Here is a 12,460-nt window from a genome sequence, read left to right on the forward strand (position 1 = left end):
GACAGATGATGCATTTAGATATACTTGTATAGACAAGCACACACAAGGTCAGATTTAACAAAAAAGATACAATTTTGTTATATTGCGTTAGCGATCACGCTTATAAAACTTATGACATAAAGTGGCCCTGCAGCCGGTAACGGTTCCCCGGGAAAAGCAGCCGGGCATGTGACACGATGTGCGACGAGGACCAGGTTCGACGGCGGATCAGCAGGCACGGGTCGTGCTCTTTAATGCGCAGCCGTTCGCACTCCTGCGGCGTGGCGCGCACGGCTTCCACAATGTGCTCCCCTTCCGTCAGCGGTGCGACGAGCGAGAGATAGGCATGCGGCGTGGTCTGGGTGTAATCCTGGTTCAGATAGTCCGGTATCCGTTCGGCGTTCACGCAGCGATCCTCAATCTGCACCGGAACGTCGTTTTCGAAATGCACCATCACGGAGTGGAAGATGCGGCTGCCTTCTTTGACGTTCAGCTCTACCGCCTGCTCGGCGCTGGCCTGGGTCTCTTCGAGCACCAGCACCTCACAGCGGTGCTGATGATTACGCGCGGCAATCTCGTCCGCAATACTGCGGATTTCAAACAGGGCGGACTGCCCTTTCGGCTCCGCCACAAACGTCCCGACGCCCTGCAGGCGCACCAGAAGCCCTTCGTCGGTCAGCTCGCGCAGCGCCCGGTTGACGGTCATCCGGCTAAAGCCAAACTGCGCCACCAGATCGGCCTCCGAGGGAATGCGGTCGTGCGGCCGCCAGACGCCGGTGGCGATTTTTTCGCTGATCGCCTGCTTCACCTTTTCGTAGAAAGGCGCGGGAGGGCTCGACGGCGGCAGGGGTGAGCGTGAAAACATCGTGACTCCTTGAATAGTGTTATGCCCACCAGTGAGCAATTTGCCAGGCCAGACGGGCGGCAAGCTTTGCGCCCTGCCCGTCCCGATCGAACTGCGGGTTAAACTCTACCAGATCGGCGGCCTGTAGCTTACCGCTACGGCAGATTTGTTCGATGACGGGGAGGAGATCCAGAGCCGGTATGCCTAACGCAGCCGGAGCGGAAACGGCAGGCATTTCGCTGGCGGGCAGGACGTCCAGATCGATTGTAAGGTAGACGCGATCGGCCTGGACCAGCACCTTTTCCAGCGCGGATAGCGCATCGCGCCTGAAATGGAGATCCTCCACCAGCGTGACGTTCAGGCGTTCAGCCTCATCCCACAGCGCCTGCGTGTTCGCCGCCCGGCTCATGCCAAAGCAGGCGTACTGAAATGCCCGCCCGCGCTCATCGCAGTAGTGCGCCAGCTGGCGAAACGGCGTGCCGGACGTCGCCCGGTCGGCCTTGCGCAGATCGAGATGGGCATCCAGGTTGATAATGACTACCCGCTCGTTCGGGAAGGCGTCCAGCACGCCGCGACCGTGCGCCCACGCGGTTTCGTGTCCGCCGCCAAAGACCAGCGTGCGCATCCCGGAGCGCTGGCAGGCTGTCACGGCACCGCTTAACGCCTGCTGTGCCGCTTCCAGGTCGTCACCTTCAACGTAAACCGACCCCATATCCGCCAGCCGCTCGTGTCCCGGATGGCTTGCCATATTTGCCAGCGCCTTACGCAGCACATCAGGCGCCTGCACGGCGCCGGGCCTGCCCTGATTACGTTTTACCCCTGCATCACATTCAAAGCCTATCAGCGCAATGCCGGATGCCAGCGGCGTGAACGTCCCCTGCTGCCGTATCGTCTGGAAAATGCGCGTTGCGTTGCTGGCCTCGGCGCTGTCGTCGCGCCCCTGCCAGACCGTTTCGGCGACGGGCCGCCATAACCTCATACTGCCTCCCCACGGAAAATACGTTGATACAGCGGATTGCGTCCCGGCTCGTAGACCATCTCTACCGGATGGTGCGCATCCCAGACGATAAAATCAGCGACAAACCCGGCTCGTAGCTGTCCGTGGGTTTCCCCGCGGCCCAGCGCCTGCGCGGCATGGCGCGTGACGCCAGCCCAGGCTTCCTCGGGCGTCAGGCCAAACTGGACGCAGGCCATGTTCATCGCCAGGTGCAGGCTGGCAAACGGGCTGGTGCCGGGGTTATAGTCGGTGGCGACCGCCATTGGCACGCCGTGTTTTCTGAGCTGTTCAACCGGTGGACGCTGGCGCTCCTGCAGAAAATAGAACGCGCCCGGCAACAGGACCGCAACCGTGCCGCTTTGCGCCATCGCCTGAACGCCTGCGTCGTCAAGATATTCGATATGATCGGCGGAGAGTCCTTTATACCGGCTGACCAGCGCCGCACCGCCCTGATTCGACAGCTGCTCGACGTGCCCTTTCACCGGAATACCGAGCGCGGTCGCCGCCTTGAAGAGGCGCTCGGTTTGCGACGGGGTAAAGCCGACGTTTTCACAGAACACGTCGACCGCTTCAAACAACTCTTTTTGCCACAGCGTGGGCAATATTTGCTCGCAGACCAGCGTGAGGTAGGCATCCGGATCCTGTCGGTATTCCGGCGGAACGGCATGGGCCGCCAGCAGCGTTGGGCTGATATCGATCGGATTATTGAGGCTCAGCTGGCGTGCGACCTGCAGCATTTTCTCTTCGGCCTCGGCGTTGAGGCCGTATCCCGATTTGATTTCAACCGTGGTGACGCCTTCATTTATCAGACGCTGAAGCCGCTGCTGTGCCAGATTAAGCAGGGTTTCGGGTGAACTGCTGCGCGTCGCCGTCACGGTCGCGTTAATCCCGCCCCCTTGGGCGCTGATGGTTTGATAAGAGACACCGTTCAGACGCTTCTCCCACTCCGCCGCGCGATCGCCGCCAAACACCAGGTGGGTATGGCAGTCAATCAGGCCCGGGGTGACCAGACGACCCTGAAGATCGACACAGTGAGTGTGTCCGGCCGGAATGTCAGATTCAGGTATCACGGCCAGGATAGTTTGACCCCGTATAACCAGGGCGTGTTGATCTTTCAGTCCATAGGGCGCACGGACGTCCGGCGCCATCGTAGCCAGTCGCGCATTTCGCCATATCACATCGTCAGGATGAATCTGCTGCATGGGCTTTCCACTTGTCATGGGTTGTATAGACATTTATTTTCATCTGTTGTCTGCTGTCAACCGACTTTGCGGAAAATGTTATTTATTTGTGATCACTTACCCGCCGCTCCAGGGCTAAAAATGCAACTTTTACCCTTTTTATCTTCCCGTTTCGCTCAACTTAGTATAAAAAAGCAGGCTATTTCGTCTATCCCGTAAAGACTTGCATACCCAGGAGCTTCACCTTGAACATTTCCAGGATTTCCCGTCTGGCGTTAGCGCTCGCCTTTGGCGTGACCTTATCCGCATGCAGTTCAACCCCACCGGATCAGCGCCCTTCTGAGCAGGTCGCGCCCGGTACCGCCTCCCGCCCGATTTTGTCCGCTGATGAAGCGAAGAACTTCGACCGTGCGCACTACTTCTCGTCGATGGATCCTAACGCTGCGCCGTGGACCCCGTCTTCGATTAACCTGCCGAAACAGCCTGACTTCGTGGTTGGCCCGGCAGGTGCGCAGGGCGTAACACATACCTCTATTCAGGCTGCGGTAGATGCTGCCATCACTAAACACAGCGCGTCTCGCCAGTACATCGCGATCCTGCCAGGCGAATATGAAGGCACCGTCTATGTTCCGGCGGCACCGGGCAGCATTACGCTTTACGGTCTGGGCGAAAAAGCAATCGACGTAAAAATTGGCCTGGCGATTGATTCTGAAATCGACAGCAACACCTGGCGTCACCTGGTGAACCCGGCCGGTAAATATATGCCGGGCAAACCGGCGTGGTACATGTTTGATAACTGCCAGAGCAAGCATTCCGCCACCGTTGGCGTGATGTGCTCAGCGGTATTCTGGTCTCAGAATAACGGTCTGCAGCTGCAGAACCTGACCATCCAGAATACCCTGGGCGACAGCGTTGACGCCGGTAACCACCAGGCGGTCGCGCTGCGCAGCGATGGCGATAAGGTTCAGATTAACAACGTGAACATTCTGGGTCGTCAGAACACCTTCTTCGTGACCAACAGCGGCGTGCAGAACACCCTGCAGAATAACCGTCTGACCCGTACGCTGGTAACCAACAGCTACGTTGAAGGTGACGTGGATCTGGTCTCCGGCCGCGGCGCGGTGGTATTTGATAACACCGATTTCCGCGTGGTGAACTCACGTACCCAGCAGGAAGGTTACGTGTTTGCTCCGGCAACCCCGTCGAACCTCTTCTTCGGCTTCCTGGCCGTGAACAGCCGCTTTAACGCTGCCGGTGACGGCGTGGCGCAGCTGGGACGCTCCCTGGACGTGGACGCAGCGACCAACGGTCAGGTGGTGATCCGCGACAGCGTGATCAACGAAGGCTTCAACATGGCGAAGCCGTGGGCGGATGCGGCGATCTCTAAACGTCCGTTCTCCGGCAATACCGGTGCGGTGGACGATAAAGGGAACGTGCAGCGCAACCTGAACGACGCTAACTTCAACCGCATGTGGGAGTACAACAACCGCGGTCTGGGTAGCAAAGTGGTTGCTGAGCCGAAGCAGTAAGCTGTCCTTTTGCCGGGTGGCGGCTTTGCCTTACCCGGCCTACAGGTTATGTAAGCCCGGTAAACGCACTGCCAACGGGCATAAAAAAACCTCGCATTCGCGAGGTTTTTTGTTTTAAGCCGCTTAGTGAGCGTTAACCACCACCCACATCGGCCCCTGGCCTACGGCGTAGCGCCCTTTCTCTTCCAGCAGCCCCTGCTCGCCTTTAATTTCATACAGCGCGATGTGGTGGGATTTCTGCCCCGCCGCAATCAGGTATTTGCCGCTGTGATCGATATTAAAGCCGCGCGGCTGGGTTTCCGTCGGCTGGAAGCCTTCAATCGCCAGCACGCTGCCGTCTTCGGAAACGCTAAACACGGTGATCAGGCTGGAGGTGCGGTCACAGGCGTACAGATGACGGCCATTTGGCGTAATGTGAATATCCGCCGCCCAGCGGGTGTCGGAGAAATCAGACGGCATCATGTCCAGCGTCTGCACGCACTCAATCTGACCGTTTGGATCTTTCAGCTCCCATACGTCCACGGAGCTGTTCAGTTCGTTGACCACATAGGCGTACTGCTGGTTCGGATGGAAGACCATATGACGCGGGCCCGCGCCTTCTACCGTCGTGACTTCAGCTGGATTCTGCGCCACGAGGTGACCATCGTCGCTCAGGGTGAACAGGCAGATACGATCCTGCTTCAGGGCAGGCACCCACAGCGTGCGGTTATCCGGAGAGATATTCGCCGAGTGGCAGCCTTCCAGCCCTTCCACCACATCCACGGTTTCGACCGGAATGCCATCTTCCAGACGCGTTACGCTGACGCAGCCCGCATTATACGAGCCGCTGAAGACAAAGTTGCCTTTACGATCGGTTGAGATATGGGTTGGACTGCCCGGCAGCGGCGCTTCGGCAGTGTAAGTCAGCGCGCCGTCGTCCGGAGAGATGCGATAGGCCAGCACGCGAAACTCCGGGCGCACACCCACGTACAAGAAACGTTTATCCGGGCTGATGACCATCGGCTGTACCTGGCCTGGCACATCAACAACCTGAACCAGCGTGAGTGTCCCTTCGGTATTTAAGCGCCAGACGTGGATCTGCTGGCTTTCAGGACTGGCGGTATAAACGGTTTGTTTCATGAATATTCACTCCTCACTGCGCATGAAAGTAATTAACTTTTGACGGTGAATGCTGAATTGTCGACAGGAATTTTGAAGCATTCGCCTCTCGGTGTACCATCCCATCAAAACGTAAATTCAATATTAACCCGGGAAAACAGATGACCTCGCGTGTGATTGCTCTGGATTTAGACGGTACCTTACTGACGCCGCAAAAAACCCTTCTCCCCTCCTCCCTTGAAGCGCTTAAACGCGCGCAGGAAGCGGGATATCAACTCCTTATCGTAACGGGTCGACATCACGTAGCCATTCACCCTTTTTATCAGGCACTGGCGTTAGATACACCTGCAATTTGTTGTAATGGCACTTATTTGAGTGTGTGACGCTTATTACAACATTTTCACCAATCCAGGGCAATACGCCAGTATCCAACGTTGTTCCAGTGCTCAACAAGACTCTCTTCACCTTGTTTCGTCGTAGCCGCAAAGCGGTGTACTATCGGAAAAACTACATACCAAAATCAGGTGAATCACTACATGGACTATCAGGTAATCGCCCTTGATCTGGACGGCACTTTATTGACGCCAGAAAAAACTATTTTACCAGCCTCATTAACTGCCCTACAGAATGCCCGTAAATCAGGGGCAAAGGTTGTCATAGTTACCGGACGGCACTTTGTAGCCATCCATCCTTTTTATCAGGCATTAGCACTGAATACACCAGCTATATGTTGTAACGGTGCTTTATTGTACGATTACGCCGAAAAAAGAGTTATTGCCTCAGACCCATTACAACCAGAACAAGCTACTCAATTAGTAAACCTACTTGATAGTTACAATGTTCATAGTCTGATGTATGCCGATGATGCCATGTTTTATCAAAATCCAACGGGGCATATTATCCGTACAGAAAATTGGGCTAAATCTCTTCCAGAGTCACAACGTCCAGTATTCAAACAAGTACCCTCTCTGAGTGAAGCCTCTCAAAATGTTGATGCTATATGGAAATTCGCCCTTACTGATTCTGATACTGAAAAACTACATCGCTTTGGTCAGATCGTAGAGCGTGAGCTTGGCCTTGCTTGTGAATGGTCTTGGCACGACCAAGTAGACATAGCACAAGCCGGAAACAGTAAGGGTAAACGCCTGGCACAATGGGTAGAATCACAAGGTTTATCTATGAGCCAGGTAATAGCCTTTGGCGATAATTTCAACGATCTAAGTATGTTGGAGACTGCTGGCTTGGGTGTTGCTATGGGTAACGCTGTTGATGAAGTGAAAGCGTGTGCTGATTTAGTAATAGGTAACAATACGGAAAATGGAATTGCTGATGTAGTAAACCAGTACTTTTCAGTAGAAAAAATTACAGCGTGAAACTGAAACAGAGATGTTCGATATGATAAAATTCACACCTGAAAATGGAATGAGAACTTATATTGATGAACAGTTAGCTCAGTTTAGTTTTCAATATGATGATAGCTTAACAACAATTGAAAATTTAAAAGCTGTTTTCGCCTTACAAAGAAGAATACCAAGCGATAAAAGAAGATTAGTAATCGAACTACCAGGAATTCAAGTACCTGAAGGAACAGAAAAGGCATATGAATCCATCAAGAGGAAACTTACCCTTGGGTTAACAATAAATCCGCATCTTTCATTGAGTACAACAAAATATATTTACAACGACCTACTATTAAACTCTTGGAATATTCATCACATACATTTTTTTGAAGAACCTTTTAAAAATGGATTCTTTAAGCGAACAGGTCCTGTTTTATTTTGTATGTTTTTTGAAAACGCCGTCATTTTCATAGACATTATGCCTCATGGAAGAGGATATTCTGATGTTTGGGTAAATGAAAATCTGATAAAAAAAATTCATAAGTATCTTCCTGAATCTATAGAGCACTTTAGAGTGAAAGGTATCACAGGACATAATTTAGATACTAAACAACGCATGGCATTACGAAATGCTCATTGTAACTATGCTATGCAAATGGAAGATGGAACTGTTTATCAACTATTTGGAACTATGACTAATGGTGATAGTTTCCATGACGTAAGTAGATTAATGTATATTCAAAGAATGGTAGACTATTACTCTGAGATAGTCCAAACCAATCAGAAAGAAATCAGGCAGTCATTAAATTTAAAAGAAACAGAAAGTTTAGAATTGACGATAGCTTTTCATGATAACGATATAAAACTTTATGCTAATCAGCAAAACGTCATGATTAATATAAATACTCCCAAATGAAAATGGCCTCGGTTAAGAGGCCTACATAATCACTTCCCTAAATCAAGAAAAGACTTTGGAGGCTTACTGATAATCATTTGTACACCATCTTTCGTAGACTTAAGTGATTTCATTAACTTTCTAGCCGCATCAGGTAGTTTACTATGCTTGACAACCAGATAACCTCCCCTAACTTTTTTAATGACACCATCTCTTTCAAGTTGTTCAAAGTCGATCGCTGCGTACTCTTTTGCTTGTGCCACTATTGTACTTAATATCTCTTCTTTGGATACATCATTTTCATTTTTCATAATAGCCTCGAAGCTCATTTGTACTTTTTTAGATTATCAGCATAGTCTATGTGTTATCAAGAGACATACTGAAAAATGGCAATATACATATCAAAAGCATTACCGACTATCAATGTTTAATAATTAGATTGTAATCATTATGAATTTTACTCCACTTAATTTAAAAAAAAGCCCCATAAAGGGCTTTCTAATTAGTTACCACTAAGTAACAAAATGATGATTCTGATAATGTCAGATAGTGGGAATGAGAATAAAACGATACCAAAGTAATCTAAGATAGGTACTAAGATATAGTTATAAACAAGAATACCAGTACACGCATAACCTAAAAATGATCTCCAGCCTTTTCCAGCCTTGATCTCTTCACGGTTTGTTTCCTGTGCTTCACTTGTTTTTTCTGTTTCAAGTTCGTCTTTTGACTTAGCAACTTCGGTTTTGTTCTTACTGATAAGACTTATACCGCTTTTGATAAGGTCAATGATAATACTTAACATATGTTATCCTTGTATTTGGCAAACACAAGAAACTACGCGATGACCTTTAAAGATGTGGTTGTAAGATAATAGTACCTTTACTTCTACTTGTTCTTTCATTAGTTCAACCATCAATACATCATCCTCATTTACTTTAGGTGTTGTATGATGATGAAAACTATATACGACTAAATCACCTTTTGTTTTATCTACTTTCTTTTTTATGAGCTTACTACCAGATAGTGCTTTATCATATGGTAATGTTACACTTACTGGTTGGATTGTCTGAAAAGAAAAATCTGTTAGTACAGAATGATCATAACATGGGAAATTTTCTAAGTTATCCATCTTACTTCCTCCAACGGTAATCAAACGTACCGCGTAATGTTCTTAATTGTTCTATTACTTGCTTCTCGGTTTCATCATAGAAATCAAACAATGGTTTTCTACCAACGGAACCATAATAACCAATCACCCTTTGTTCACGTGCCAGTTTAGGATTACGTTTAGAGGATTTCTTGGTAGTGTCGATTAAGTACGTGTTACCGTTCCTACTCTTCACCTTTTTGTATTTATCACTCTTGGTTCTTGAACGTAGTTGTGTAATGTTACCTTGCTTAGTTAACTTAGCATTCTGATACGGTATGATCTTCCCTTCATTAACATTCTTATATGCCGGATCAAGAACGTACTTTAGATATGATGCTTGATTAGGTAGTAGGATGATCTGGTTAACTGACTTGAACTCACTTATCTTTCTAAAGTTAAAGTACATACTCTTTCCAGTAAACGCGACACCACCACCCGCTACATCATTATCAATTTTTCTTTGAATGTGCTGTGTAACTATACGCATACGGCTACTTAATTCTTTTTTAAATTCTTGTCCTATCTTTGGGCTGTTCTTGTTTATGAATCGCTTCATATCATTAGGACTATTGCCACCCTTCCATGCCATATTACCTATTCCCCAACATCGCTACTAAATCTTGTAATACATTGAATAAATCACGTCTGTTCTTTGGTAAACGTGCTTTGCATAGAATTGCTTTGTTTAGGTTGTCTGGATGTAAACCAAAGTACGAAATCAACGCCGTTTCAATAATGCTTGCTTCTGCGTCTGATTTAACACAATACAAAATCTTCTTTGTATAATCCATGCCAGCATCAATCATAGCATTCACTGTCTTACTACTACCTGTGTAGTTTTTCCAGTTAGATTCTACAGAATTAACTTTTAGTTTATCTATGCTTTTAACTTTTTGATAAATCATTTTCTTTCCATAATAGAATTCACCTGTTTCTGGAAACTCTATGATGTAAACAAAAGATGTATAGTTGCCGTCTGTTACGTCTGAAATATTCCATTGGTCTTTATCGAACATTTCCCAATTCTTATTAATGCGTCCTGCCATTAGTAAATACCTTTTTAAAATTAACTAAAGGTATTTATGAAGATGGATTTAAAAACACGATTAATAGAATATGAGGGTTCACGAGCATATCAAACACGTATGGGATACTTTCGCAATGACAAGTACTACCCGTATAAAGATACAGAAGGATTCTTAACTGTAGGATTCGGGCATAAAGTACTACCAAATGAAAACTTCACTAACGGTATTACTGAGATTGAAGCACTTCGACTACTTGATAAAGATATAGCCATAGCAACAAGCCAGCTAAGTAAACTAAACCTAACCATGCCTAAAGATTGGCAAGACTTCATGATCATCATGATTTTTCAACTTGGCCTATCTGGAACGATGAAGTTTAAAAAGATGATTGAGGCACTACGTGATGCCAACTACCCCGAAGCAATTAAACAAGCGAAAGATAGTTTATGGTATCGTCAGACACCAAATAGAGTTAATGCGATGATCGCACAATTAACCAACAAATAAGAAAAAGGGATAGTACCGTAATTGATACTATCCCTTTTTTTTGTTACTGCTTTGATTGTTCAAGAATAGTAATAATCCTTTCAAGTTTGATATCCAATTCGTGAATTTGAATTTCAAGATTTCGCAAGGTTTCTTTCATCTTGTCTTGTTCGTCGCTTAGACGTGTAATGTTACTATCTTGTACCGCAATGGTAGTTTCAATATCAGATACACGACTTAGTAAGTCATTAGTATCTTTTGTATTGTCACGGAAAATAGTATATATCAGCACTAAACCACTAATAACCAAAGCAAGAATTGTTCCCATACCCATTTAGTACTTCCCTATTTTATATTTTGGTAATAGTATTTATTACGCATTATATAAAGGCTGATCACCAGCACGATATAAGAATGATGACCAGTTAGCAGGAACATTAAGTGAAGCAATACCACTACGTGAAGTTGTACACATCACATAGATATAATTCCAGTTTCCACGACCTACAGGCGGAACATATATAGAATTCAATCTGAAAGATGTAGAACTACCACCGTTACCAGCATCATAATAATAGAGATTAGTTAAACCGATTCCATCACCACCCATACGAATATAGAAGTATTGACGTTCATATGAGGTTAAACCAATTGATAAATCACTATCAAAATAACGTGGAAAATCTTCACCACGTATACGCAATGCTATATAGTGTTGGTTAGCTACTGGATTTAATGCGGCCTGCCCACCTGATACAGTCTTAGAGCCAAAGATAAACGGTACAGGGTTGATACCAGTTGATTGTGGACGGCAAATATCACCAACGATACGTGCGGCACTTAGAGTACCAAGAATGTTACAGTTTTCATTGATAGTAACGTTATTCAGTACACCAGATGTTGCCTGTATATTTCCACGTACAGATACGTTACCAAACCAGGCATTACCATTTTTATTGATAGCCCAACCATTCACACCATCCCAATTACTGGATTGTATCTGCTGGCTAATCTTCGCTGAGTCGATCACGCCGTCCATAATGTGGGCGTTACGGATTGCGGCATTGGCGATTTTCGTATTGTCTATTGCGGCATCCTGAATTTTCGCACGGGAAACGGAAAGGTTATTTATCATAGCCTCATTGATGCTCGCTGATGCTATCACCGCTGAGTTGATATAAGTCTTACCACCCTGAACCACAAACGGATATACCCTGTCTGATAGCTTGGCACTGTCTGTACTGATGATGCTAAAGCGATCCGCCATGACGGTAAACACCGATGTTTTTTCATCTGCTGCTAAGGCAATGCCCGTTACGTTACCGTTGTTTGATACCTGTAGCTGCCAGCGTGAACCAAGTTCGTCTACGATCTGTTTCTCAACAATGCCAGTAGCCGTATCACTGTTAAGTAGGCTATCAATAACGTCTTCGTTCAATTTACTGTACGGTACTTTCGTGTTTTGGTTAAAACCGATAGTAGGCGACCATACCAATTCATCCTGTCCGAACACGTCATAGGCTGCCACACGTGCGAACCATGAGCCATCTTCAATACCAAACGATGCTGAATAGCGGTTAGCACTGCTAAAGTACTTAGAACCTGAGCTAAAGCCCTCATCAAGTGCGATTTGAAGAACTACCCCCGCATAATCAGGTACGTTTGATTCTGTCCAGTCAATGAACACGGAATCATAACCACTCTTCAAATTGATACCAAACAACTGTGGATGCTGTGGGTTACTAACTTCAATCTGAACTTCTTCACTATAGATACCAGTACCCCAACCATGAGCGATGATCCCAAACACACGGTAACGGCTTAGGCCATCACTGGTATTCATTGAATATGAGTACGTCCAATTGCTTGTAGTGGTGTAATATGACGTGATGTAATTACGATAGCGGTCATATACACGGATTTCATAGTA

The 12,460-nt window shown here is 47.1% G+C and carries 15 protein-coding genes and 1 pseudogene; 5 read left to right on the top strand and 11 right to left on the bottom strand.

Going from position 1 to position 12,460, the window contains the following annotated elements; all coding sequences use genetic code 11:
- Positions 1 to 109 precede the first annotated feature (109 nt).
- From N6P30_RS05975 to hutI, 3 genes are read right to left on the bottom strand one after another with little or no spacing between them, the layout of a single operon-like run.
- A complete protein-coding gene (locus N6P30_RS05975; protein WP_023292970.1) occupies positions 110 to 844 on the bottom strand; it encodes a histidine utilization repressor in 735 nt (244 codons plus the stop codon).
- A 19-nt stretch (positions 845 to 863) separates the two neighbouring features.
- Positions 864 to 1,802, bottom strand: coding sequence for a formimidoylglutamase (gene hutG, locus N6P30_RS05980; RefSeq protein WP_023292971.1), 939 nt, complete (start codon positions 1,800 to 1,802; stop codon positions 864 to 866).
- The gene (gene hutI / locus N6P30_RS05985) at positions 1,799 to 3,022 is read right to left on the bottom strand and encodes an imidazolonepropionase (protein WP_023292972.1); all 1,224 of its coding nucleotides are present in this window, start codon (positions 3,020 to 3,022) and stop codon (positions 1,799 to 1,801) included. Before hutI ends, hutG begins: the two co-directional genes overlap by 4 nt.
- Before the next feature lie 224 nt (positions 3,023 to 3,246).
- On the opposite strand from hutI, the gene N6P30_RS05990 reads away from it, so the two are divergent.
- On the top strand, positions 3,247 to 4,530 hold the full coding sequence (locus tag N6P30_RS05990; protein WP_023292973.1) for a putative acyl-CoA thioester hydrolase: 1,284 nt from the start codon (positions 3,247 to 3,249) through the stop codon (positions 4,528 to 4,530).
- A 123-nt stretch (positions 4,531 to 4,653) separates the two neighbouring features.
- Here N6P30_RS05990 and pgl read toward each other — a convergent pair whose 3' ends face one another.
- Positions 4,654 to 5,649, bottom strand: a complete 996-nt coding sequence (gene pgl / locus N6P30_RS05995) for a 6-phosphogluconolactonase (RefSeq protein ID WP_023292974.1) — start codon at positions 5,647 to 5,649, stop codon at positions 4,654 to 4,656.
- Positions 5,650 to 5,789: 140 nt separating this feature from the next.
- Between pgl and N6P30_RS06000 the strand changes: the two are divergent.
- The 3 genes and pseudogenes from N6P30_RS06000 to N6P30_RS06010 form a co-directional block, all read left to right on the top strand.
- A pseudogene (locus N6P30_RS06000) lies at positions 5,790 to 6,002 on the top strand (HAD-IIB family hydrolase); the annotation flags it as partial.
- Between the two features lie 162 nt (positions 6,003 to 6,164).
- Positions 6,165 to 7,001 (top strand): pyridoxal phosphatase, encoded by an 837-nt coding sequence (locus N6P30_RS06005; RefSeq protein WP_023292976.1) that lies wholly within the window; start codon positions 6,165 to 6,167, stop codon positions 6,999 to 7,001.
- A 22-nt stretch (positions 7,002 to 7,023) separates the two neighbouring features.
- The gene (locus N6P30_RS06010; protein WP_154827287.1) at positions 7,024 to 7,884 is read left to right on the top strand and encodes a hypothetical protein; all 861 of its coding nucleotides are present in this window, start codon (positions 7,024 to 7,026) and stop codon (positions 7,882 to 7,884) included.
- A gap of 29 nt (positions 7,885 to 7,913) precedes the next feature.
- On the opposite strand, the gene N6P30_RS06015 is transcribed toward N6P30_RS06010, so the two are convergent.
- The 5 genes from N6P30_RS06015 to N6P30_RS06035 all read right to left on the bottom strand — a co-directional run bounded on the left by N6P30_RS06015 (position 7,914) and on the right by N6P30_RS06035 (position 10,062).
- Positions 7,914 to 8,174 (bottom strand): hypothetical protein, encoded by a 261-nt coding sequence (locus N6P30_RS06015; protein ID WP_023292978.1) that lies wholly within the window; start codon positions 8,172 to 8,174, stop codon positions 7,914 to 7,916.
- A 191-nt stretch (positions 8,175 to 8,365) separates the two neighbouring features.
- Positions 8,366 to 8,668 carry a hypothetical protein gene (locus N6P30_RS06020; protein ID WP_023292979.1) on the bottom strand — a complete coding sequence of 101 codons (303 nt, stop codon included), beginning with the start codon at positions 8,666 to 8,668 and terminating at the stop codon, positions 8,366 to 8,368.
- A gap of 3 nt (positions 8,669 to 8,671) precedes the next feature.
- The gene (locus N6P30_RS06025) at positions 8,672 to 8,995 is read right to left on the bottom strand and encodes a hypothetical protein (protein ID WP_049222753.1); all 324 of its coding nucleotides are present in this window, start codon (positions 8,993 to 8,995) and stop codon (positions 8,672 to 8,674) included.
- A gap of 1 nt (position 8,996) precedes the next feature.
- On the bottom strand, positions 8,997 to 9,605 hold the full coding sequence (locus tag N6P30_RS06030) for a hypothetical protein (protein ID WP_023292980.1): 609 nt from the start codon (positions 9,603 to 9,605) through the stop codon (positions 8,997 to 8,999).
- A gap of 1 nt (position 9,606) precedes the next feature.
- Entirely contained in the window at positions 9,607 to 10,062 is a 456-nt protein-coding gene (locus N6P30_RS06035; RefSeq protein ID WP_023292981.1) for a hypothetical protein, read from the bottom strand.
- Between the two features lie 36 nt (positions 10,063 to 10,098).
- Here N6P30_RS06035 and N6P30_RS06040 point away from each other — a divergent pair, with 36 nt between their 5' ends.
- Entirely contained in the window at positions 10,099 to 10,551 is a 453-nt protein-coding gene (locus tag N6P30_RS06040; RefSeq protein WP_023292982.1) for a glycoside hydrolase family protein, read from the top strand.
- Positions 10,552 to 10,594: 43 nt separating this feature from the next.
- Here the strand turns inward: N6P30_RS06040 and N6P30_RS06045 are convergent, their stop codons facing one another.
- Positions 10,595 to 10,864, bottom strand: a complete 270-nt coding sequence (locus N6P30_RS06045) for a hypothetical protein (protein ID WP_023292983.1) — start codon at positions 10,862 to 10,864, stop codon at positions 10,595 to 10,597.
- A 39-nt stretch (positions 10,865 to 10,903) separates the two neighbouring features.
- Positions 10,904 to 12,460 (bottom strand): phage tail tip protein (locus tag N6P30_RS06050; RefSeq protein WP_260629933.1); only part of this gene is annotated, 1,557 nt, incomplete at its 5' end.

It is taken from the genome of Enterobacter sp. PL1 (assembly GCF_945957325.1).
In the GTDB taxonomy this organism is placed as follows: domain Bacteria; phylum Pseudomonadota; class Gammaproteobacteria; order Enterobacterales; family Enterobacteriaceae; genus Enterobacter; species Enterobacter roggenkampii.